Genomic DNA, 22,108 nt, shown 5'->3' on the forward strand with positions numbered 1-22,108 from the left:
GTCCTATCCGCGGCCGACGGCGTTGCGCGGCATGTGGATCTTGCCGTTCGAGTCGACCTTCTCGTCGAACGGCATGGCCGGGTCGTCGACCTCCCCGCCGAGGCTCGGGACCGTCACGCCCCGCGCCGAGCCGTTGGGCTTGTCCTCTTCGTCGATGCGCGACGCCCCGTCGCCTCCCGGCGTGCCGGTCGTGCCCATCGTGGCGTTCTCATCCTTCATGGGGTACCGATTACCCAGTCGTCTTGCGCCCAACCGCACCCCAGACGGCCACCTCGTCGAAGGTCGGCCGCGGCCCGGGCTCCCCTTCGGCACGCCACTCGGCCACCGACACGATCCCGGGCTCCAGCAGGTCCAGGCCCTCGAGGAACCCCGCGAACTCGGCCCGGTCGCGCAGCTTGCCCGGCCCGTGCCGGCCCGACTGGATCTGCGCCGCGAGCTCGGGGGCGAGCCCGTCGGTCGTGGCGTGCGACATGACCAGGAAGCTCCCGGGCGCGAGCGCGCTCAGCAGGCGTTGCACGATCTCGTACGGCTCGTCGGCGTCGGGCAGGAAGTGCACGACCGCCACGAGGATGAGCGCCACGGGCCGGCTCAGGTCGATGGTGGCCTTGAGCGCGGGGTCGCCGAGGATCCGCTCGGGGTCGCGCAGGTCCGCGTCGACGTAGGCGGTCGCCCCCTCCGGCGCGCTGGTCAGCAGCGCCCGCGCGTGGGCGAGCACGATCGGGTCGTTGTCGACGTAGACGACCCGCGCGCCGGCCGCGATCCCCTGCGCGACCTCGTGCACGTTGGGGCTGGTCGGGATGCCGGTGCCGATGTCGAGGAACTGCCGGATGCCGTGCTCGGCGGCGAGCACCTTCACGACCCGCCGCAGGAACGCCCGGTTCTCGACCACGGCCGTGCGGATCGCCGGGAACGCCGCCGCGATCGCGTCACCGGACTCCCGATCGGCGGCGAAGTTGTCCTTGCCGCCGAGCCAGTAGTCGTACCGCCGCGCGGGATGCGCCACGGTGGTGTCCACCCGCTCGTTCCACTCCGAACCCGCCACCGCAGTCTCCGTCCGTGTCGACCCCGTGCGGCAGGAATCATAGTCCCGCGACGCTCGCCGATGTCCGCGCCGCACTCGCCCGGCGGGACGGGCTACGGGCGGCGCTCGTCGCGGGCGTAGGAGCGCACGACGGCCGGTGGCAGTACCGTTGCCAGCGTGGCCAGCGCCTCCAGCACCGCCACCACCCGGTCCGGGTCGAGGCGGTCGCCGGGGCGGGAGACCCACACGAGGTCCCGCCCGGCGATGCGCCAGCCCAGCAGCCCGAGCCGCCGGGTGACGTCGAGGACCTCGCCGGTGACGAGCTCCCCGGCGAACGACGGGTGCTCGGGCGGGGGCGCGCCGTCGAGCTCGGGCGGGTGCTGGAAGGCGAGCGCGGCCCAGGGCGGCACCGGGCCGACGCGCCCCTCGGCGCACGGCTCGCCGTCGATGGGGTCGGGCATCACGGCCACCGGCGGCAGGGCGACGGGCAGGTGCAGGACGCTGACGGTGCGGTACCCCGCAGAACCCAGCACGGTCGTGTCGAACAGCGTGAACGGGCGGCCCGCGGCGTCGACGGCGCCGGTCAGCTCGTCGGCCGGGTCCAGGTCGGCGACGGGGTTGCCGGCCCGGCGCCAGCGGTCCTCGACCGCCCCGAAGCCGGGCCGGGAGCCGTGCCTCGAGTAGCGCCAGCCGCGATCCGACGCGAGCTGCGCGCGTGGCGCCCGGGCCCGTCTGATCACCGCACCATCCCCCGTGGTCGATCGATCTGACCACCGAGCGTAGTCCTCACCGGCCGTTGCGCGCGACCTCGAACCAGACTTCCTTGCCGCCGGCCGGGATCGGCGACGTGCCCCAGGCCGCCGCGACCGACGCCACGATGAGCAGTCCGCGCCCGTTCTCGCTGTCGGCGCCGGCCGGGCGCGGGCTGGGCAGCCGCTCGCTGCGGTCGGCGACGGTGACCCGCAGCCGCTCGGCGCCGAGCTCGAGGCGCACCAGGACGGCCCCGACGGTGTGCTGGATGGCGTTGGTGATGACCTCGTCGAGCAGGAGCAGGGTGTCGTCGGCGATGCGGCGCTCGCCCCAGGCGGTGAGCACGTCGGCGGCGAAGCGCCGGGCGGCCGAGGCGCTGACGGCGTCGCCGCGGAAGCGCCGCTGGGCCGCCGGCGGCCGTTCGGCCTCGGCGCGCGGGTCGACGGCGAGGCAGACCACGGCCACGTCGTCGGTGCGCGGGCGCGGGCCGACGCCGGAGGTCAGCACGTGGTCGAGCATGGCGCCCGGGTCGTCCGAGGGGGCGGAGCCGACGGCGCTGCGCAGGTCGGCGAGGCCGTCGTCGATGTCGTAGCGGCGGTCCTCGACCAGCCCGTCGGTGTAGAGCAGCAGGTTGGCCCCGCCGGGCACCAGGAACGTCGTCTCGCTGAACACGACCGTGGCGCTGACGCCCAGCGGCGGCCCGGAGCGCAGCGCCAGGATGCCGGCCTCGTCGCCGGCCCGCATGACGGGTGGCGGATGGCCGGCCAGCACGGCGGTCGCCGTCCCCTCGGCCAGGTGCAGCTCGAGGTAGCAGCAGGTGGCGACGGCGTCGGGCTGCAGGTCCAGCAGCAGCCGGTTGACCCGCTGCATGACCACGGACGGGCTGTGCCGCTCGGCCGCGTACGCCCGCAGCGCGTTGCGGACCTGGCCCATGACCGCGGCGGCGGTGGCGTTGTGCCCGACGACGTCGCCGATGACGACCGCGACCACGTCGTGGCCGAGCGGGATGACGTCGTACCAGTCGCCGCCCACGTCGGCGCCGTGGGTCCACGGGAGGTACCGCGCGGCGTGCCGCAGCCCCGGCACCTGCGGCAGCTCCGCCGGCAGCAGGGCCCGCTGCAGCTCCCCGGCGATGGACAGCTGGGCCTCGAACAGCAGCGCCCGCTGCATCGCCTGCGCGCACACGCCGGCGAACGCGGCGAGGTTGGCCCGCTCCCCCTCGTCGAACTCGCGCGGGGTGCCGTAGCCGATGACCAGGGTGCCGAGCACGTCGCCGGCCGCGGCCAGGGGCAGGAACGCCCACGCCTGCCGCCCGCCGCTGGGGATCGGGGCGGCGTCGCCGGACTGCGCCGCGACGAACTCGTCCAGGCTGCTCAGATAGCGGGCCCGCCCGGTGCGTGCGACCTCGGTCGCCGGATACGGATGCCGCAGCGGTACCGCCTGCAGACGCGCCACCACCTGCGGCTCGTAGCCGGCGTGGTACTGCAGCACCAGGTGGTCGTCGCGGCGCAGCAGCACCGCCAGCCCCTGCCCGCCGGCCGAGGGCCGCAGCACGGCGCCGATCGCCGCGTACACGTCCGCGGCCGTGCTCGCGGCGACGAGGGCCGCGGTGACCGCCTGCAGCGCGGCGTTGCGCCCGGCCGCCCGGCGGGCCGCGGCCATGCTCTGCTCGAGCCGCTCCTGCTGCCCGACGAGCGTGCTGACGTCGCGGAACGAGACCGCCACGCCGTCGGCCCCGGCGGGCGCGGCGCCGAGCTGCCAGACCTGGCCGAGCTGGTCGTAGCGCAGCTGCCCCTGCCACGCCCGGCCCGTCTCGGCGACCTCGCGCCAGCGCTCGAGCAGGTCCCGGGCCTGCCCGTCGGGCGCGGACAGCTCGCTCCAGCGCCGCCCGATCGTCTCCTCCGCGGAGCGGCCGGTCAGCGCGGCGCCGGGCCGGTTGACGTACTCGCACACGAAGTCGCGCACCGCCCCGGACGCGTCGCGCACGGCGCGCAGGAGCGTGAACCCGTCGAAGGCGGCGTCGAGCACCTCGTAGAGGCGCGTCCCGCCCGCGGACTGCGGCCCCAGCGTGACCGTCCGCAGATCGACGAACCGCGCGGCGAACCCGTCGCCGCTGGGCCCGATCCACAGCTCGAAGTGCCCGGCGAGGGTGGGGCGGTCGTAGTAGACGGTGCGGGTGACGGGCTCGCGGGACTCGACGACCTTGCGGTACAGCGGGATCGTGCTGTCGTTGACCGTGTCGGGCCACAGCTCCCGCAACCGCCGGCCGACGAGCTGCGCGCGCGCCCGCCCGACGTACCGCGCCCCGGCGTCGTTGAGGTGGACGATCTCGAAGTCCACGATGTCCCCGCCGCCGTCGCGCACCGCGCGGGCGAACGCCCACCCCTGCGGATCGGCGTCGAGCATCGCGAGCACGTCGGCGGAGGGCAGCACGTGCGCGTCCGTCCCGTCGACCATGCGCCCATCATTCCGAACCCGCCCAGCTACCGCCAGCCGCCGTCCGGCGCGAGAAGGTGCCGGCGCCGGACCGTCAGGGCTGGAGGCGGACCGAGGTCCAGCCCGCCGGGGTCCGGTCGTAGCGCAGCCGGCGGTGCAGCCGGTCGGCGCTGTCGTGCCAGAACTCGACGGCCGCGGGCTCGATGCGGTAGCCGGCCCACGTGTCCGGCCGCGCGGCCGGTCCGTCCGCGCCCAGCTCGGCGGCCCGGGCCCGCAGCGCCGCCTCGTCGAGCATCGGCTCACTCTGCCGGGAGGCCGCCGCCATCGCCCGCGCGACGGGCGCCCGCTCGGCGAAGAGCGCGTCGGCCTCGGCGGCGGGCAGCCGGTGGACCGGGCCGGCGACGTGGACCTGCTGGAGGGTCTCGCGCCAGAAGAACGTCGCCGCGGCGTACGGGCGCGCGGCCAGGTCGCGGCCCTTGCGGCTCACGGTGTGCGTGCCGAACACCAGCCCGTCGTCGCGGATGTGCTGGACGAGCACCGTGCGGCTGGACGGCGTGCCGTCGGCGTCGGCGGTGGCCAGGGCGACCGCGTTCGCCAGCCCGACGCCCCGCTCGACGGCCGCGCCGAGCCAGGCCCGCAGCAGCGCGACGGGATCGTCCGGCGGGTCCTCGAACTCGGGGAGTTCCAGGTCGGTTGGCACGCCTTCACGGTACCGTTCGCCGCGTTCGGCGGGCCTCGCCGGGCGGGTGGCGGTAGGCTGGTCAGCGACTCAGACTTGATTGATTCCAGAAATCTTGGGAAGAAGAAGCGACGTGTCTGACAACAAGGACGTGACCGCCAGCACCAGCGAGAGTGAGAACCCGGCCATCCCGGCCCCGACCGCCAAGGCCCCGAGCCGGCCGCGGACCAACCGGGACTGGTGGCCCAACCAACTCGACCTTTCCGTGCTGCACCGGCACACGGCGCGCGCCAACCCGATGGACGGCGACTACGACTACCGCCGGGAGTTCGCGACGCTCGACGTCGAGGCGCTCAAGCGCGACCTCACTGAGCTGATGACCACCTCGCAGGACTGGTGGCCGGCCGACTACGGCCACTACGGGCCCCTGTTCATCCGCATGAGCTGGCACGCGGCCGGCACCTACCGCACCGCCGACGGCCGGGGCGGCGGCGGCAGCGGCGCCCAGCGGTTCGCGCCGCTCAACAGCTGGCCCGACAACGCCAGCCTGGACAAGGCGCGCCGGCTGCTGTGGCCGGTCAAGGAGAAGTACGGCCAGAAGATCTCGTGGGCCGACCTGCTCGTCTTCGCCGGGAACGTGGCCTACGAGTCGATGGGGTTCACCACCTTCGGCTTCGGCTTCGGCCGCGAGGACATCTGGGAGCCCGAGGAGATCTTCTGGGGCCCGGAGGACACCTGGCTCGGCGACGAGCGCTACAGCGGCGAGCGCTCCCTCGCCGAGCCGCTCGGCGCGGTGCAGATGGGCCTCATCTACGTCAACCCGGAGGGGCCCGCCGGCGTGCCGGACGCGCTCGCCTCCGCGCGGGACATCCGTGAGACGTTCGGCCGGATGGCGATGAACGACGAGGAGACCGTCGCGCTCATCGTCGGCGGGCACACCGTCGGCAAGGCCCACGGCGCGCACGACCCGGCGCACCTGGGCCCGGAGCCCGAGGGCGCGCCGATCGAGCAGCAGGGGCTGGGCTGGAAAAACCCGTCCGGCACCGGCAAGGGCGCCGACGCGCTCACCAGCGGGCTCGAGGGCGCCTGGACGAACGCGCCGACCCAGTGGGACAACGGGTTCCTCGACAACCTGTTCAACTACGACTGGGAGCTGACCACCAGCCCGGCCGGGGCCAAGCAGTGGACCCCCAAGGGCGGCGCGGCCCGCGACGCCGTGCCCGACGCGCACGACCCGGCGCGGCGCCACGCCCCGATGATGCTCACGTCCGACCTCGCCCTGCGCTTCGACCCGATCTACGGGCCGATCGCCAAGCGCTTCCACGAGCACCCGGAGGAGCTCGCCGAGGCGTTCGCGAAGGCCTGGTTCAAGCTGCTGCACCGCGACATGGGGCCGATCGCGCGCTACCTCGGGCCGTGGATCCCCGAGCCGCAGCTGTGGCAGGACCCGGTGCCGGCCGCGACCGGCACGCTCGGCGCGGACGACATCGCCGCGCTCAAGGCCAAGCTGCTCGACTCCGGCCTGTCCGCCACCCAGCTGATCGCGACCGCGTGGGCGGCGGCGGCGAGCTTCCGCGGCACGGACAAGCGCGGCGGCGCCAACGGGGCCCGGCTCCGCCTCGCGCCCCAGAAGGACTGGGCGGTCAACGATCCGGATCAGCTCGCCACGGTACTGCCGGTGCTCGAACGCATCCAGGCGGAGTCCGTGTCCGGCTCCAAGACGTCCGTGTCCCTCGCCGACCTCATCGTCCTCGGCGGCTGCGCGGCCGTCGAGAAGGCGGCGCGCGACGCGGGCCACGACATCACCGTGCCGTTCACCCCGGGCCGCACCGACGCGACGGCGGAGCAGACCGACGTCGAGTCCTTCGCGGTGCTCGAGCCGCGTGCCGACGGCTTCCGCAACTGGGTGCGCCCCGGCGAGAAGCTGCCGCCGGAGGTCCTGCTCGTCGACCGCGCGTACATGCTGAACCTGAGCGCGCCCGAGATGACCGTCCTGGTCGGCGGCCTGCGCTCCCTCGGCATCAACCACGGCGGCACCGCGCACGGCGTGCTCACCGACCGCCCGGGCACGCTGAGCAACGACTTCTTCACCAACCTGCTGCGCGCGGGCACCGAATGGTCGGCGTCGAAGTCGGACGAGAACGTCTACGAGGGCCGGGACGCCACCGGCAAGGTCACCTGGACCGCGACCGCCGTCGACCTCGTGTTCGGCGCGCACTCCCAGCTGCGCGCGATCGCCGAGGTCTACGCGAGCGCCGACGCGAAGGACAAGTTCGTCCGCGACTTCGTGAAGACGTGGGACAAGGTGATGAACCTGGACCGCTTCGACGTGGCGTGATCACGTTGCGGGGTGAGCGGCACCGGCCGGTGGCCGCTCACCCTCGCGGCGCGCGGGGCGATCGTGTTCTGATGGATCCGTGAGCGACTGGAACACGCAGATCATCGAGGAGTTCCGCGCCAACGGCGGCAGGGTCGGCGGACCGTTCGAGGGCGGCACGCTGCTGCTCATCCACCACCGCGGCGCCCGGACCGGCACGGAACGCGTCAACCCCGTGGCCTATCTACCAGACGGCGACCGCATGGTGATCGTCGCCTCGGCGGCCGGCGCGGACAAGAACCCCGACTGGTACCACAACCTCAAGGCCAATCCGGACACCACGGCGGAGGTCGGCACCGCGACCGTGGGCGTGCACGCCGAGGAGATCCTGGGCGACGACTACGCGGCGACGTGGAAGCGGCTCGTGGCCCGGATGCCCGGGTTCGGCGACTACCAGACGAAGACGGCGCGGCGCATTCCGCTGTTCGCCCTGACCCGAACCTGACCGGCGGTCAGGTGATCGATTGGCGCCCCGGATCCACCACGTCAACTACGCACGGCGGGCGAGGTGGGTCCGACGTCAGTCAGGTCGAGCGGTCGGTGCGCGGCACGACGGAGTCGATGGGTTGACTCGGGCCGTTCTCCGCCTCCAACCACTCGGCCACGTTGAACACGCTGCCGCAGGTGCTGCACGTGGCCCGGCCGAACAGGTACGTGAGGCCGTCGGCGAGCACGGTTTCGCCGGCGGCGTCGGCGGTGTCGTACATCCATCGGCCGATCCCGGTCAGCTCCCCCGGTGCGGCGGGACGAAGCACGACACGGTGGATGTCGCCGTCGTTGTAGTGCCGGATCGCGCTGTAGTGGCCGTAGTCGCCGATGACGACCGCCAGCCTGACGGCGCAGTGCGGGCAGCCGAGGTGGTAGTGCTCGTCGGTGAAGTCCAGGCTGATCGTGGCCCAGAACGTATACCCGGCGAGCGCGAGCGTGTCCTGTAGCTGCGCCACGAATGCCTGCCCGGTGTGGGTCGTCGGCCGGTTCCGGGCGACGCGGTGCAATACCGTGAGGGCCTGCGCACCGGCGCGAACGATGTCGTCGTACTGATGGCACCGGTGCAGTGATCGCACGATCGTCGCTGCCAGCCGCAGTGCCCGAACCTGATGCTCCTCGGCGCCGGACTGCGCCAGCTCGGCGAGTCTGGGCAGCGCGGCGAAACCGGCCGAGCACCAGCATTCGGCCTCGACCACGAGCCGGTGCTCGATCTCGTCCCACGCCTCAGCGGTCGGATGGTGCTCGATGCCGTCGAGCAGCCTGCCGACCGTCACGCCGGAACCACCCGACAAATCCTGCACCGACCGCCAGTCGATCACAGACACATCAGGACCTCGCCATCGCTGGTTCAGGCATCCCGCAGGCGGTCGCTCGCGAGATAGATCCTGGGATGGGCATAGCCAGCATGCCCGCGGCTCTCGAACGAACCCTGGGATCGGCGTCGTCCAGCAACGAGCGGGCCAGAGCGTCGGCCCGCTCGGCGTCCGGCTGGTTGGCGAGCGCCTCCAACGCCGTGTGCCGCAGCTGTGGATCGGCAAGATGCGCCGCGAGAAATTCGAAGTCGCGCGGATCGCCGAGGAAGCCGATCAGCCGCATCCCCTCGTCGCCGGCATAGGACCAGACGGCGGCGCGGCTGCCCTCCGGATCGTCTCCGACGAGCTCCTCGATCTCATCGATATCGGCACCCGCTGCGACGAGTGCGCGCAACAGTTCGTCGAGGGTCTGAGACACCCTTCGAGCATAGAGATCATTCGGTCTGGACTCCTGGCCGCGATCATCCTCCGACGTCGGGCAGGGCAAGGATGGGATTCTGGGGCACCTATGTGGTCCTGCGCTCGGACGAGCCGCCGGCACGGGTGTTGCCGGCGATCACGGCGCTGCGAGGCGCCGTTTCCCGCGATGGCGCATGGAGCACGGGCTGGCGGGTGTGGGTCGTGCGGGACTCGGCCGGCTCGCTACCTGACGATCTCCTCGAACAACTGCACGCCGGGACCGGAGCCCCGGTGCTGCTCGGACGCGTCCTGGACAGCAGCGCCGTCCACGTGGTCGCCACCGGGACATCCGTGCGGCTCTGGGAAGTGTGGCTGCACCTCACCTATGCGATGGGCTATCTGCTGGATCCGCCATCTCCCTTCGGCGACGACTGGCGCGACCCCGCGTACGAGGCCAAGGTCGAGCTGACCCGACGCGAAATCCTCGCTCAAGCGCCGGGCGGCATGGCGGGCGCCGGTTCCGCGCAGGCCTGGGCACGGGACGCCGGCCTGGTCCCCGACGCCGTCGAAGCGATCGCGAGCGTCCTGGACGGGCACGAGACGTTCGCCGAAGACCTCTTCCTTCACCTCCTCCAGCAGCTCGGCCTCAACCCCGCGTAGGCGGATCGGTCCGACGCGCCGGAGCCGAGCTGGAACGGCGCCTCCTGCTCGGCCGGCCAGCGCACCAGCGGGAGATCCCCGGGCCGCCGGTCGTACTGCGACGCCCACAACACCATCGCCCGGGTTGCCGCATGAGCGTCCGTGGACCGCTCGTAGCGCAGCTCCTGCCACGCCGCCGGAGAGGCCCGCACCCGACCCAGCTCACGCCGCGCAGCCTGCATCACGCGGCCAACGATTCCACCACCCTCGGCGAGCGGCAAATTTTTACAAAACTTGCCCTTGTCATCGATCGCGAGCATTGTTAGCTTCCTTTAGGGATCGACGAAAGTCGTTGACCCGTTTCCGCGCCGCGCTCCCGCCAGAGCCCTGCGGCGGCGCAGCCATCCCTCCAGGAGGCGTATCCCCGTGCGTCCACAAGCCCTTCGGCGTGCCCTGACGGCCTCGGCGGCACTCGCCTTGCTCGTCAGCGCCGTCCAGCTGAGCGCCATACCCGGCGCGAGCGCCGCGGTGGCCGATCCCGCCGCCACCGTCAACACGCTCATCGGATCCGCCAACTCCGGTGAGACCTTCCCCGGGGCCGACACGCCCTTCGGCATGGTGCAGTGGAGCCCCGAGAACACCCGCGGCGACCAGACCCGCACCCCGCAGCCGGGCGGCTACGACTACAACGTCACCCGCACGCGCGGGTTCAGCCTCACCCACATGTCGGGCACGGGCTGCGCCGGTGGATCCGGGGACATTCCGTTCCTGCCGTACCCCGGCACAGTGACCTCGTCGCCCTCCTCGGACAACACCGACGCGACCTACGCGAGCAGCTTCCAGCACGCGAACGAGACCGGCACCGCGGGGTACTACCGCGTCGGCCTGGACTCCGGCGTCAACGTGGAGCTGTCGGCCACCACCCGCACGGGCGCGGGCCGGTTCACGTATCCGACCGGCAAGACCGCCTCCCTGCTGGTGCGCACCTCGAACTCCGAGGTCGGCTCCAGCGCCGCGACGACCACGGTGGACAGCGCCAACCGGGTCATCAGCGGGTCGGTGACGAGCGGGAACTTCTGCGGCTACATCAACACCGAGGACCGGCGCAGCTACTACACGCTGTACTTCTACGCCGCCTTCGACAAGCCCTTCGCGAGCACGGGCACCTGGCAGGACGGCACGCTGTCGCCCGGGTCCACGAGCTCGAGCGGCGGCACCACCTACGGCACCGCCGGCTGGCCGCCCGCGGGCAAGGGCTCCGGCGCGTACGTCTCCTTCGACACCAGCTCCGGCCAGGCGGTCGGCGTCCGGGTCGGCATCTCCTACGTCAGCGCGGCCAACGCCAAGGCCAACCTCGACGCCGAGAACCCGGCCGGCACGACGTTCGACACCGTGCGGACCCGGGCCCACGACGCCTGGAACGCGGAGCTGAACCGGGTCGCCATCACCGGCGGCACGAGCGCGCAGCAGACCACGTTCTACACCGCGCTGTACCACTCCCTGCTGCACCCCAACGTGTTCAGCGACACCAACGGGCAGTACCGCGGGACGGACCAGGCCGTGCACACGGTCTCGGGGGCGCAGCACGCGCAGTACGCGAACTTCTCCGGCTGGGACGTCTACCGCGACCAGGTCCAGCTCGTCACCCTCCTGCGGCCCGACATCGGCGCGGACATCGCCCAGTCGCTGCTCAACCAGGCGAACCAGAACAACGGCGTCTGGGACCGCTGGACGCACAACCAGGGCGGCACGCACGTGATGACCGGCGACCCCGGCCACGCGGCCGTGGCGAGCATCTACGCCTTCGGCGGCACCACGTTCGACGCCGCGGGCGCGCTCAGCTCGATGGTCCACGCCGCGACGACCGTGACCGCCGCGGACCTGAGCCGCACCGGCTGGAACGTCATGGTGGTCGGCGAGCGGCCGTCGCTGGACAAGTACCTGTCCATCGGCTACGTGCCGTCGGACGGCAACGCGTGGGGCGGTGCCGGGGAAACCCTCGAGGACGTCTCCGCCGACTTCGGCATCGCGCAGCTGGCCGGGAGCCTCGGCGACAGCGGCAACGCCGCGACGTTCCTCGGCCGCGCGCAGAACTGGAAGAACGTGTTCAACCCCGCGACCGGCTACATCCAGCAGCGCAACTCCTCCGGGGCCTGGCAGTCGTTCGACCCGGCGAGCTCGGACGGGTTCGCGGAGGGCAGCGCGGCGCAGTACACCTGGATGGTCCCCTTCAACGTGAACGGCCTGTTCGCCAAGATGGGCGGTGCGGGCTCGGCCGCGTCGCGCCTGGACTCGTTCTTCCACAACAGCGACGGCAGCTGGGCGCTGTCCAACGCCGGCGGCACCAAGTCGGACCTGAGCAACGAGCCGTCGATCGGCACGCCGTGGCTCTACGACTTCGCCGGCCAGCCGTACAAGACGCAGCAGACCGTCCGCCAGGTCGTGAACACGCTGTGGTCCAGCGCCCCGGGCGGCATTCCGGGCCAGGACGACCTCGGCGCGATGTCGTCGTGGTACGTCTTCGCGGCCATGGGCATCTACCCGCTCACCCCCGGCCGCGGCGAGCTGCTGCTGGGCAGCCCGCTGTTCAGCCAGGTCGCGATCCACCGCGGCAACGGCGCCACCATCACCGTCAACGGCACCGGCGCCGCCACGAACGCGCCCTACATCCAGAGCGCGAAGCTCAACGGGGCCACGACCACCAAGCCGTGGCTGCCGGAGAGCCTGCTCGCGGCCGGCGGTACCGTCGAGCTGACCCTCGGCACGACCGCGAACACCTCGTGGGGCAGCGCCGCCGCGGACGCGCCGCCGTCGTTCGACTCCGCCCCGCCGAGCTCGGCGAACCTGGCGCTGAACAAGCCCGCCACCGCGGACTCGTCCTGCAACGCCAACGAGGGCCCGGCCAAGGCCAACAACGGCAGCGTCTCGGGCGGCACCAGCGACAAGTGGTGCTCGACGAGCGCCTCGAAGTGGTGGCGGGTCGACCTCGGCGCCGCGGCCACGGTCAAGACGATCACCATCCGGCACGCCGGGGCCGGCGGGGAGTCGACGTCGTGGAACACCAAGGACTACGACGTGCAGGCGTCCAACGACGGCACCACGTGGACGACGATCGTGTCGGCCCGCGGGAACACCGCCAGCGTCACGAACCACGCGGTGAACGTCTCGGCGCGGTACCTCAGGCTCAACGTCGTCACCGCCGAGCAGTCGGGAACCGGCGGCGCCGCGCGGATCTACGAGTTCGAGGCGTACAGCTGACGAACGCGTGAGGACCGGCCCGTCATGGCATGAATTCGCGCCATTGACGGGCCGGTATCCAGGGATGACGATTCATTCCCCGGTGGAATGAAAACCGGGGCGGTGGCCGGGCGGCTGCGGGACCTCGTGGCGTCCGGGGCGGTGCCGGTCGGCGGCCGGCTGCCCACCGAGCCGGAGCTCGCCGCGCGATTCGGCGTCGGGCTCAACACCGTGCGCCGGGCCGTCGGGCGGCTGGTCGCCGAGGGCGTGGTCGTGCGCCGGCAGGGCTCCGGGACCTACGTCGTCGGCGTGCCCGCCCTCGCGCGGCGCACCGTCGGGGTGCTGGTGCCGTCGACGTCGTACTACTACCCGAAGGTCATCGAGGGCATCGAGCGCGCCCTGACCGCGGCCCGCGCCGGGGTCATGATCGAGCGCGCCCTGACCGCGGCCCGCGCCGGGGTCATGCTCGCCTCGCCGCGGTCGCCGACGGCTTCGGGCTCGCCGCCGCCGCGCTCGGCCTCGACGTCGTGCCCGGGTCCGTGGTGCGGCACGAGGAGTGGACGGCCGAGCAGATCGCCGCGTACGCCGCGCACTGCCGCGACGCCGGGGTCACGGCGGTGTTCTGCCACGGCGACCGCGACGCCGCCGGCCTGCGCCACGCGGCCCGCAAGGCCGGCCTGCGCGTGCCCGAGGACCTCTCCCTCGTCGCCTACGACGACGACGTCACCGAGCTCGTCGACCCGCCGCTGACCGCCGTCGCCCCGCCCAAGGCCGAGGTGGGCGCGCTCGCCGCCGAGCTGCTGCTGCGCATCCTCGCCGACCCGGCCACGCCGGCCCACCGGGTCGAGCTGCAGCCCCGGCTCACGGTCCGCGGGTCGTGCGCGCCCGCGCGCCGGACCGAGCGGGTGCCCGCATGAGACTGGGCATCATCGGTACCGGCATCGTCGCCGCCGAGCACCTCGAGGCCGCCCGCGCCGTCGCAGGCGTGCGGGTGACCGCCGTGTGCGACATCCGCGCCGACTCGGCCCGGGCGATGGCCGCCGCGGCGGGCGCGGCCGCCTACGCCGACCACCGCGCCATGCTGGCCCGCGAGCGCCTCGACGCGGTCGTCGTCACCGCCCCGCACGCCCTGCACGCGCGGCTGACCCTCGACGCGGCCGCCGCGGGCGTGCACGTGCTCGTCGAGAAGCCGATGGCCACGACCGTCGCCGACTGCACCGCGATGATCGAGGCGTGCGCGGCCGCTGGCGTCGTCCTCGCCGTCGGGCACGTGGTCCGCTTCGACCCCGTCGCCCACCGGGCCGCCGAGGCGCTGCGCTCGGGCGCGGTCGGCGACGTGCTCGCGATCAGCCACCGCCGGACCTCCCACTACCGGCGCGGGTCCCGCCCCGGCTGGTTCTTCGACCCGGCGATGGCCGGCGGCGGGATCGTCATGAACGTCGGCATCCACGGCCTCGACCGCATCCAGTGGCTCGGCGGCGGCTCGGTCGTCGCCGCGGCCGGGCGCGTGTGGCGCCGTGACGGGCACGCGGTCGAGACCGACGCCATGGGCACCGTCGAGCTCGACAGCGGCGTGCCGGCGAGCTTCCTGCTCACCAGCGCGGTGCCCGCCTACCTCGACGAGACCGTGGTGGTGTGCGAGCGGGGCTCGCTGCGCTGGTCGGCGGCCGACGGCGCCGTCCTGAGCCGCGACGACGGCACCGAGACGCCGGTCGCGACCGGCCCGGCCGGACCGGCGGCCGCGTTCGCCGCGCAGCTGGCCGACTTCGCCGCCGCGTGCCGGGACCGGCGCGCACCGGCGGTCGGCGGCGACTACGGCCGCGGCGTCGTCGAGACCGTCCACGCCATCTACGCCGCCGCCGGGAGCCTGGCGTGAACCCGGGCGTGAAGGTCCGGCCGGCCGCTCGTGCCGACGCCGCCGCGATCTACCGGCTGTGCGCGACCGTCGACGCCACCGGCGCCGCCGCACCGCCCCGCTACCACCGCCCCGAGCTGCCCGGCCACCTCTACGCGGGCCCCTACCTGGCCGCCTCCCCCGGGCTGACGTTCGTCGCCGACGTCGACGGGGTCGCCGGCTATGTCGCCGCCGTCGCCGACACGGCCCGCTTCGCCGACTGGGCCGAGCGGTGCTGGTGGCCGAGGCTGCGGCGGCGGTACCCCCTGACGCCCGACCCGCACGACGGCACCCGCGACCACGCGCTCGTCGCCGCCATCCACGCCGGGTCCGGCCCCCGCCGGCCGTGGCACGACAGCCACCCGGCGCACCTGCACATCAAGGTCGCCGCCCGGGCCCAGGGCCGGGGCTGCGGCCGCCGGCTCATGGGCACCGTCCTCGGGGCGCTCCACCGCCGTGGCGTCCCCGGCGTCCATCTCGGGGTGGCCGAGGCGAACCGGAAGGCCGTCACCTTCTACTCCGCGCTCGGCTTCACCGAGGCCCACCGTCATCCGTGGGGACGAACGCTCGTCCTCGACCTCCCCGAATGGAGGCAAGCGTGCGCAACCTGGTGAGGATCGCCCTCGTCACCGCCCTGCTGCTGCTCCTCGGCGCCACCGTGGCCGGCTCGCCCGCGTCCGCCGCCGTGAACCTGCGGTACAACACCTTCGAACGCCCCGCCCGGGGCAGCGCCTACACGCTCGCGAACTGGGCCCAGGACGGCTGGAGCGCGCCCTGGGACCTCGGGATGAGCAACCGCACATGGATCGACGGCTACAACTTCAACCACTCCGGCGGGCAGTCGCTGCGGGTGTTCTACCCGAAGGGCAAGATCGGCCCCGAGGACTCCGGCGCCCAGGCCCCGTTCACGCTCAGCCCCGGGCGCGAGTACTACCTGTCCTACTGGGTCCGCTTCAGCAGCGACTTCAGCTGGGGCACGACCGAGTTCGCGGGCAAGGTCGGCCTCGGGCTGGCCGGCGGCGCGTCCTGCTCCGGCGGCCAGGTCTGCGACGGGTACAACGGCTTCAGCTCGCGCATGATCTGGCGCAGCGGCGGCAAGGCGGCCATCTACTACTACGACATGGACCACTCGGACACCTACGGCGACTTCCTCGACCTCAAGCGCGCCGACGGCTCGCTGATCTACTATCCGCGCGGCTCCTGGGTCAACCTGGTGCAGCGGCTGAAGGTCAACACCGTCACGAACGGCAACGCCAACCGCGACGGCGAGATCGATATCTGGTTCAACGGCTCCCCGGCGGGCAGCATCCGCAACCTGCGCTTCGTGCGCAACGCGGACGTGGTGGACAAGGCCTACTTCTCCTCGTTCGCGGGCGGCGGCACGACCGCGTTCGCGCCCGCCAACGACTCGTGGATCTGGTACGACGACCTGAAGGTGTCCACCGTGCGCGCCGACATCTGCGAGCTCGCCGCGGGCGGCTGCCACACCCGCTCCTTCGAGGCCGAGGCGTACGACGCGATGCGGGGCGTCACGACGAAGACGACTCCGGACACCGGCGGCGGCAAGGCGGTGTCGTTCGACACCGGCGACCGGATCGCCATGCGAAACGTGACGATCCCGAAGGCGGCGCGCTACCTGGTCGAGTACCGCGTGGCGACGACGGGCGCCGGCTCGAAGCTGTCGCTGGACATCGACGAGGGCGCGACGCCCCTGGGCGACCGCGCGCTGCCCAGTACCGGCGGGCTGGGCCAGTACCAGACGGTGTCGCTGGAGGTGAACCTGCCGGCCGGCACCCATCAGCTCGGCCTGTACGCGGTCGCCGGCGGCTTCGCCCTGAACTGGTGCAAAATCACTCAGATCGCCTGAGTTCCGGCCGTGCCGAGCGGCCGCGACGTGATCGCTCTCTCAGCCACCAACTGATGAGGCTGACCTAACCTATTCGCGTGGCGGAGCATTCGTACGGCGAGAGCGGCTGGGCGGGGACCGGAGACGGACGGCGGCTGCACTACATGACCCGCGGCGAGGGCGACACGACCGTCGTGTTCGCCTCCGGCATGGGCCTGTCGCGCTCCGTCTGGGGCCTGGTGCAGCCGCTCGTCGCCGCCCGCACCCGCGCCGTGGTCTACGACCGGGCGGGCACCGGGCGCAGCGACGACGACCCCGAGCCGCTCACGCTCGGCCGGATGGCCGCGGACCTCGACGCGCTGCTGCGGGCGCTCGGCGACGGCCCGTTCGTCCTCGTCGGGCACAGCTGGGGCGGCCCGCTCGTGCGCGCCGCGGCGGCGGCCGAGCCGGACCGCGTCCGCGGGCTCGTGCTGGTCGACCCGACGGACGAGCGGTGCGAGCTGTACTTCGCCAAGGCCGCCCGCCGCCGCTTCGCGCTCACGCGCCGGCTCGTCGGGGCGATGGCGCGCACGGGGCTGTACCGTCCGATGGCCGCGCGGCCGGGCATGGTCCAGCCCTCGGATGTGGCGGCCGAGCACCGGGCCGAGGACTTCACGGTGCGCGCGGCGCGGACGATGTCGGCCGAGCTCAAGTGCCTGCTCGAGGATCTCGGGCAGCTGCGGGCCGAACCGCCGCGCCTGGGCGACCTGCCGGTGACCGTCATCTCCGGCACGGCCCCGGCCCGGTTCGACCGCGGGGTGCGGGCGGCGGTGACGGACGCCCACCGCCGCACGGCCGACGCCCTGCCGAACGGGCGGCTGGTCCCGGCCGAGGCGTCGGGGCACCTGGTCATGTTCACCGAGCCGGAGCTCATCGCGGCCGAGGCCCTGCGCCTGGTTTAGACCGCGGCCCGGGTTGAGGCCGAGGCGTCGAGGCGGTACCGGCGCTGGAGCAGGATCGCGGCGAGCATCAGCGCCGCCGGCACGGCACCGAAGCCGAGCCGGATCCAGGTGACCGCCGAGTCCGGCTGGGCCGCCGCGTCCGCGCCCGCGACGAAGCCGCCCAGGGCCAGGCAGGCGGCGTACACGTACGGCCCGAGCGCCCCGCCGAGCGAGTCCGCCGCGGTCCACACGCCCGTGTAGCTGCCCGCACTCTCCGGGCGCCCCGAGGCGGTCACCACGTCGGGCAGCATCGAGAACGGCAGCAGCTGCAGCGCGGCGAACGCGACCCCGAGCACGGCCACCGCGGCCACGAGCACCGCCACGCCCGCGGCCGCGCCGGCCGCGAGCACGAGGCACCCGGCCACGAAGACGGCCTGGGCGAGCAGCAGGCCGCGCTGCTTGCCCCAGCGGCGCGCGACCGCGACCCAGGCCGGCGTCGCGAGCAGGGCCGGGGCCAGGAACGCGGCGACGAGGACCGTGGTGAGCTTCGGGCGGCCCAGCTCGTACTCGGTGTAGTAGGGCACCGCGGCGAGCACCAGGTGCGAGGTGGTCGACATGGCCAGGTAGGAGCCGGCGAGCAGGCGGAACTGGCGGTCCCGCAGCGCGGCGAGCAGCGCGGGGCCGGACCGCGGGCGCTGCAGCGGGGCCGTGGCGGCGAGCCGGCCCACGCCCGCGACGCCGGTCAGCATCGCGGCGAGCATGAGCCCGCCGAGCACCAGGGCCATGGTGGCGTAGCCGGCCCGGGTCGGGTCCTCGCGCCCGGCGAGCAGCGGCGCGGCGAGGCCGCTGGCGAGGATGCCGACGGTCAGCACCACCATGCGGAAGCCCATGAGCCGGGTGCGCTCGTGGTAGCCGATCGCGAGGTCGGCCGGGGTGGACAGGTAGGGCACCTGGTAGGCGGCGAACAGCAGGTTGCCCGCGACGAAGGCCACCGCGACCCAGCCGGCCGCGGCGGGCCCGGAGAGCCCGGCCGGCACCGCGAACAGCGCCGCGAACGGCAGGACCAGCGCGCAGCCGGCCAGCAGCAGGCGGCGCCGGCTGCCGTGACGGGCCAGGCCGGCGTCGGAGACGGTGCCCACCCACGGGTGCAGCACCACGTCGGCGATCTTCGGCACGAGCAGGGCGGTGCCGGCCAGCAGCGGGGCCACGGCGAGGACGTCGGTGAGGAAGTACAGCAGCAGGAGCCCCGGCACCGTGACCCAGATGCCCATGCCGAAGGAGCCGGTCGCGAACGCGGCGAGGCCGCCTCGGGGTAGCCGCGTGCCGTCCATCCCGCCCCCAGGTTATCCAACGGTTGATGGATAATAGGCGACGATGGAGCCTCAGCACACCCCCCGCCGCGGACCGGGCCGCCCCCGGCGGGACGAGCGCGCCGCCACCCGCGAGTCGATCCTGCGCGTGGCGGTGGGCCTGTTCGCCCGGCACGGGTTCGCCGCGGTGAGCCTGCGCCAGGTCGCCGAGGCGGCCGGCGTCGACGTGGCCACCGTGCACCACCACGCCGGCGGGAAGGCGGCGCTGTACGAGGCCTGCTTCGGGCTCGTGCACGACGCCGAGCGGGCCGCGCTCGGCCCGGTGCTGGCCGACGCGCGCCTGGCGCTGCCGGGCGGGGCCGACGCCGTGCTGCCGGTGCTGCACCGCCTGGTCGACACGTTCGTGGACTTCCTGGAGGCGCACCCGGAGAACACCGGGCTGTGGCTGCGGCGCTGGCTCGACCCGGCCGGGCACGAGGGGCTCGACGAGCGCTATTCGGCGCCGCTGTACGCCCAGGTCGCCGACCTGCTCACGGCGGCCGACGCGGCCGGCGTCCTGCACGAGCCCGACCCGCACACGGCCGTGCGCAGCCTCATCTGGGCCCTGCACGCGCACGCCGTGCACGTGCTGCACGAGGGCCCGGACCCGGACCGGCAGCGCGCGGCCCGCACGTTCGCGCATCGGTGGCTGCGGCGGATGTACGGCACGGCTTGACCGCCGTCGACGTCTCGGCGCATTATCCATCACGTGTTGGATAAACCGGTCGTCGTCATCGGCGCGGGCCCGGCCGGCCTGGCCACGGTGAAGGCGCTGCGCGACCGGCACGTCCCCGTCGTGTGCCTCGACGCCGGCGAGCGCCCCGGCGGCCTGTGGGTGTTCGGCGCGCCCGGCTCGTCGGCCTACCGCACGCTGCACCTCAACACCAGCCGCACCCGCACCGAGTTCGCGGACTTCCCGATGCCCGCCGACTGGCCCGACTACCCCGACCACGAGCACATCGCCGACTACCTCGCCGCCTACACCGACGCGTTCGGCCTGGCCGAGGACATCCGCCACGGCGAGACCGTGACCGCGGTGACCCGGGCCGCCGACGGCTCCTGGACCGTCTCCACCGCGACCGGGACCTGGCAGACCCCGGCCGTCGTCGTCGCCACCGGCCACAACGCGGTGCCCCGGCTGCCCGAGCCGATGTACCCGGGCACGTTCGGCGGCGAGTGCATGCACAGCCACGACTACCGCGGGCCGGAGCAGCTCGCCGGGCGGCGGGCGCTCGTGGTCGGCGGCGGGAACTCGGCCATGGACATCGCCGTCGACGCCTCGCACGTGGCCGTCTCGACCCTGCTGTCGCTGCGCCGCGGGGTCTGGATCGTGCCGAAGTACCTGCTCGGCCGGCCCGCCGACACGCTCAACGGCGCGCTCGCCCGGCGGCTGCCGTGGCGGCTGCGGCAGCGGGTCAGCGAGCGGCTGCTGCGGCTCGCGGTCGGGCCGCCGCAGCGCTACGGGCTGCCGGCGCCGTCGCACGGTTTTCTGCAGGACCACCCGACCCTGTCCGACGGCCTGCTCCCCCGGATCACGCACGGGGAGATCGGCGTGCGGCCGGGCATCGAGCGCCTCGACGGCGACGCGGTGTGCTTCGCCGACGGCCGCCGCGACCCCGTCGACCTCATCGTGTGGTGCACCGGCTACCGGGTCGACCTGCCGTTCCTCGACCCCGCCCTGCTGGGCCCGGGGGCCGACCGGCTGCCGCTGTACCGCCGGATCTTCCACCTCGACGCGCCGGGCCTGTTCTTCGTGGGCCTCATGCAGTCCACGGGCGCCGCCCTGCCCGTGGTCGAGGCGCAGGCCCGGCTGGTCGGCGCGTTCCTGGCCGGGCAGTATGCGCTCCCGCCGCCGGCCGAGCAGCGCGCGGACTGCGACCGGCACCTGCGGGCGGCGACGGAGCGCTGGGGCTCGCGGCGGCCCGCCATGCGCGTCGACTTCGACGTGTACCTCGCCGAGGCCGCCGCCGAGCTGCGGCGCCGATCCACGGAAGGTGACGTGCGATGGCGCTGACGCTGCACGGCCGCCGGGTGCTGATCACGGGCGCCTCCGGCACGTTCGGCCGGGCCCTCACCGAGCGCCTGCTGGCCTCGGGCGCGCAGGTCGTGGGCCTGGACCTGGTGCCCTCCATCACGAGCCCGGCCCCGATGCTGCGCTGCGACCTGACCTCCGACACCGAGGTGCCGCCGGCCGTCGAGCACGCCGTGGACCTCCTCGGCGGCCTGGACCTGCTCATCAACAACGCGGGCGTGGGCGGCCCGGCCCCGGCCGAGCTGCCCCCGGGCGCGGAGGTCCGCCGCCAGCTGGAGGTGAACCTGCTCGCCGCCTGGCGCACGACCGCCGCCGCGATCCCGGCCCTGGAGCGCACCCGCGGCCGGGTCGTGTTCGTGGCCAGCCGGATGGCCGTGCTGCCGCTGCCCCTGGCCGCCGCCTACGGCGTGAGCAAGCGCGCCCTGGCCGCCTACGCCGACGCCCTGCGCCTCGAGGTCGGCTCGCACATCGGCGTGAGCGTGGTGTACCCGAGCATGGTCGCGTCCCCGATCCACGACGCGACGGCGCAGGCCGGCCTGTCCCTGGAGGGCGTCTCGCGCCACGAGCCGGTCGAGGGCGTCGTGGCCGCGATCCTGCGCGCCGCCACCGCCAGGCGCCCGCCCCGCGACGTGGCCACGACCCCGCGCGGCCGCGTCGAGATGGCGATCGCCCGGCACTTGCCGTCGCTGGCCGCCGCGATGGTCACCCGCACCGTGCGGGCCCGCCTGGCCGCCGGGGACCTCGACGCCGCCGAGCTGGCGTCCGGCATGCGCCGCCGCGCCCGCTGAGCCGGGACCGGGCGACGCGCCACCGTCCACGGCCGGCCGCCATGATGCCGGGCCGCCAGGGCAGGGCCGCGGCGACGCGCCACCGGCCGCGGCCGCCGCCATGATGCCGGGCCGCCAGGGCAGGGCCGCGGCGACGCGCCACCGGCCGCGGCCGCCGCCATGATGCCGGGCGGCTAGGGCAGGGCGGCGGCGACGAGCACGGTCAGCAGGCCCGCCGCCCACAGCAGCAGCGTCTGGGCGGCCAGGCGCCGCTGGCGGTCGCGGGCCCGGGCGCGCAGGAGCACGACGGCGACGACGCAGGACACCACCAGCACGGCCGAGCCCGCGAGCCACACGACCCGGGCGGCGCCGAGATACAGATGGGCGGCGCCGGACAGCAGCGCGATCCACGTCGTCGCGAACGTCAGCCAGGCCGGTGCGCGGCGGACCTAGCGCCACGG

23 protein-coding genes and 1 pseudogene are annotated in these 22,108 nt (G+C 74.0%); 13 read left to right on the forward strand and 11 right to left on the reverse strand.

Features of this window, described 5'->3' with window-relative positions; all coding sequences use genetic code 11:
- Positions 1-3: 3 nt before the first annotated feature.
- The 5 genes from AC6JBM_RS16895 to phzG all read right to left on the reverse strand — a co-directional run bounded on the left by AC6JBM_RS16895 (position 4) and on the right by phzG (position 4,907).
- A complete protein-coding gene (locus tag AC6JBM_RS16895) occupies positions 4-219 on the reverse strand; it encodes a hypothetical protein (RefSeq protein ID WP_350617893.1) in 216 nt (71 codons plus the stop codon).
- 10 nt (positions 220-229) lie between these two features.
- The gene (locus AC6JBM_RS16900; RefSeq protein ID WP_497984540.1) at positions 230-1,042 is read right to left on the reverse strand and encodes an SAM-dependent methyltransferase; all 813 of its coding nucleotides are present in this window, start codon (positions 1,040-1,042) and stop codon (positions 230-232) included.
- Positions 1,043-1,134: 92 nt separating this feature from the next.
- Positions 1,135-1,761, reverse strand: a complete 627-nt coding sequence (locus AC6JBM_RS16905) for a hypothetical protein (RefSeq protein ID WP_497984541.1) — start codon at positions 1,759-1,761, stop codon at positions 1,135-1,137.
- A 46-nt stretch (positions 1,762-1,807) separates the two neighbouring features.
- Positions 1,808-4,228 carry a SpoIIE family protein phosphatase gene (locus AC6JBM_RS16910; RefSeq protein WP_497984542.1) on the reverse strand — a complete coding sequence of 807 codons (2,421 nt, stop codon included), beginning with the start codon at positions 4,226-4,228 and terminating at the stop codon, positions 1,808-1,810.
- A 73-nt stretch (positions 4,229-4,301) separates the two neighbouring features.
- Positions 4,302-4,907: a phenazine biosynthesis FMN-dependent oxidase PhzG gene (gene phzG / locus AC6JBM_RS16915; RefSeq protein ID WP_497984543.1), complete on the reverse strand. Its 606-nt coding sequence runs from the start codon at positions 4,905-4,907 to the stop codon at positions 4,302-4,304.
- Between the two features lie 112 nt (positions 4,908-5,019).
- Here phzG and katG point away from each other — a divergent pair, with 112 nt between their 5' ends.
- Together katG and AC6JBM_RS16925 are read left to right on the forward strand one after the other, a co-directional pair.
- Positions 5,020-7,224: a catalase/peroxidase HPI gene (gene katG / locus AC6JBM_RS16920; RefSeq protein ID WP_497984544.1), complete on the forward strand. Its 2,205-nt coding sequence runs from the start codon at positions 5,020-5,022 to the stop codon at positions 7,222-7,224.
- Between the two features lie 79 nt (positions 7,225-7,303).
- A complete protein-coding gene (locus AC6JBM_RS16925) occupies positions 7,304-7,708 on the forward strand; it encodes a nitroreductase family deazaflavin-dependent oxidoreductase (RefSeq protein WP_497984545.1) in 405 nt (134 codons plus the stop codon).
- 79 nt (positions 7,709-7,787) lie between these two features.
- Here AC6JBM_RS16925 and AC6JBM_RS16930 read toward each other — a convergent pair whose 3' ends face one another.
- Both AC6JBM_RS16930 and AC6JBM_RS16935 read right to left on the reverse strand, forming a co-directional pair.
- Positions 7,788-8,525, reverse strand: a complete 738-nt coding sequence (locus tag AC6JBM_RS16930) for a hypothetical protein (RefSeq protein WP_497984546.1) — start codon at positions 8,523-8,525, stop codon at positions 7,788-7,790.
- Between the two features lie 52 nt (positions 8,526-8,577).
- Positions 8,578-8,982, reverse strand: a complete 405-nt coding sequence (locus AC6JBM_RS16935) for a HEAT repeat domain-containing protein (protein WP_497984547.1) — start codon at positions 8,980-8,982, stop codon at positions 8,578-8,580.
- Positions 8,983-9,053: 71 nt separating this feature from the next.
- Between AC6JBM_RS16935 and AC6JBM_RS16940 the strand changes: the two genes are divergently transcribed.
- A complete protein-coding gene (locus AC6JBM_RS16940) occupies positions 9,054-9,623 on the forward strand; it encodes a hypothetical protein (RefSeq protein ID WP_497984548.1) in 570 nt (189 codons plus the stop codon).
- Here AC6JBM_RS16940 and AC6JBM_RS16945 read toward each other — a convergent pair.
- Entirely contained in the window at positions 9,587-9,922 is a 336-nt protein-coding gene (locus AC6JBM_RS16945) for a hypothetical protein (RefSeq protein WP_497984549.1), read from the reverse strand. The two genes, AC6JBM_RS16940 and AC6JBM_RS16945, sit on opposite strands and share 37 nt — an antisense overlap.
- Before the next feature lie 106 nt (positions 9,923-10,028).
- Here AC6JBM_RS16945 and AC6JBM_RS16950 point away from each other — a divergent pair, with 106 nt between their 5' ends.
- Positions 10,029-12,860 (forward strand): GH92 family glycosyl hydrolase, encoded by a 2,832-nt coding sequence (locus tag AC6JBM_RS16950; protein WP_497984550.1) that lies wholly within the window; start codon positions 10,029-10,031, stop codon positions 12,858-12,860.
- 87 nt (positions 12,861-12,947) lie between these two features.
- A pseudogene (locus AC6JBM_RS16955) lies at positions 12,948-13,130 on the forward strand (GntR family transcriptional regulator); the annotation flags it as partial.
- 74 nt (positions 13,131-13,204) lie between these two features.
- Here AC6JBM_RS16955 and AC6JBM_RS16960 read toward each other — a convergent pair.
- Positions 13,205-13,390, reverse strand: coding sequence for a hypothetical protein (locus AC6JBM_RS16960; protein WP_497986775.1), 186 nt, complete (start codon positions 13,388-13,390; stop codon positions 13,205-13,207).
- Here AC6JBM_RS16960 and AC6JBM_RS16965 point away from each other — a divergent pair.
- From AC6JBM_RS16965 to AC6JBM_RS16985, 5 genes are all read left to right on the forward strand, one after another.
- Entirely contained in the window at positions 13,379-13,756 is a 378-nt protein-coding gene (locus AC6JBM_RS16965) for a substrate-binding domain-containing protein (RefSeq protein WP_497984551.1), read from the forward strand. The two genes, AC6JBM_RS16960 and AC6JBM_RS16965, sit on opposite strands and share 12 nt — an antisense overlap.
- Positions 13,753-14,715 carry a Gfo/Idh/MocA family protein gene (locus AC6JBM_RS16970; RefSeq protein ID WP_497984552.1) on the forward strand — a complete coding sequence of 321 codons (963 nt, stop codon included), beginning with the start codon at positions 13,753-13,755 and terminating at the stop codon, positions 14,713-14,715. Before AC6JBM_RS16965 ends, AC6JBM_RS16970 begins: the two co-directional genes overlap by 4 nt.
- Complete coding sequence (locus AC6JBM_RS16975) at positions 14,712-15,347, forward strand: GNAT family N-acetyltransferase (protein ID WP_497984553.1); 636 nt, start codon at positions 14,712-14,714, stop codon at positions 15,345-15,347. Before AC6JBM_RS16970 ends, AC6JBM_RS16975 begins: the two co-directional genes overlap by 4 nt.
- A complete protein-coding gene (locus AC6JBM_RS16980; RefSeq protein ID WP_497984554.1) occupies positions 15,332-16,600 on the forward strand; it encodes a carbohydrate-binding protein in 1,269 nt (422 codons plus the stop codon). Before AC6JBM_RS16975 ends, AC6JBM_RS16980 begins: the two co-directional genes overlap by 16 nt.
- 77 nt (positions 16,601-16,677) lie before the next feature.
- Positions 16,678-17,520, forward strand: a complete 843-nt coding sequence (locus tag AC6JBM_RS16985; protein ID WP_497984555.1) for an alpha/beta fold hydrolase — start codon at positions 16,678-16,680, stop codon at positions 17,518-17,520.
- On the opposite strand, the gene AC6JBM_RS16990 is transcribed toward AC6JBM_RS16985, so the two are convergent.
- A complete protein-coding gene (locus AC6JBM_RS16990; RefSeq protein WP_497984556.1) occupies positions 17,517-18,830 on the reverse strand; it encodes an MFS transporter in 1,314 nt (437 codons plus the stop codon). The genes AC6JBM_RS16985 and AC6JBM_RS16990 overlap by 4 nt on opposite strands.
- Positions 18,831-18,873: 43 nt before the next feature.
- On the opposite strand from AC6JBM_RS16990, the gene AC6JBM_RS16995 reads away from it, so the two are divergent.
- From AC6JBM_RS16995 to AC6JBM_RS17005, 3 genes are read left to right on the forward strand one after another with little or no spacing between them, the layout of a single operon-like run.
- A complete protein-coding gene (locus AC6JBM_RS16995) occupies positions 18,874-19,524 on the forward strand; it encodes a TetR/AcrR family transcriptional regulator (RefSeq protein ID WP_350617872.1) in 651 nt (216 codons plus the stop codon).
- 33 nt (positions 19,525-19,557) lie between these two features.
- Complete coding sequence (locus tag AC6JBM_RS17000; protein ID WP_497984557.1) at positions 19,558-20,862, forward strand: flavin-containing monooxygenase; 1,305 nt, start codon at positions 19,558-19,560, stop codon at positions 20,860-20,862.
- Complete coding sequence (locus tag AC6JBM_RS17005; protein WP_497984558.1) at positions 20,853-21,668, forward strand: SDR family NAD(P)-dependent oxidoreductase; 816 nt, start codon at positions 20,853-20,855, stop codon at positions 21,666-21,668. The genes AC6JBM_RS17000 and AC6JBM_RS17005 overlap by 10 nt, the downstream gene beginning before the upstream one ends.
- Before the next feature lie 173 nt (positions 21,669-21,841).
- Here AC6JBM_RS17005 and AC6JBM_RS17010 read toward each other — a convergent pair whose 3' ends face one another.
- Positions 21,842-22,003: a hypothetical protein gene (locus AC6JBM_RS17010; RefSeq protein ID WP_497984559.1), complete on the reverse strand. Its 162-nt coding sequence runs from the start codon at positions 22,001-22,003 to the stop codon at positions 21,842-21,844.
- Positions 22,004-22,108: the final 105 nt, after the last annotated feature.

The sequence above is a fragment of the Dactylosporangium thailandense genome (assembly GCF_059739745.1).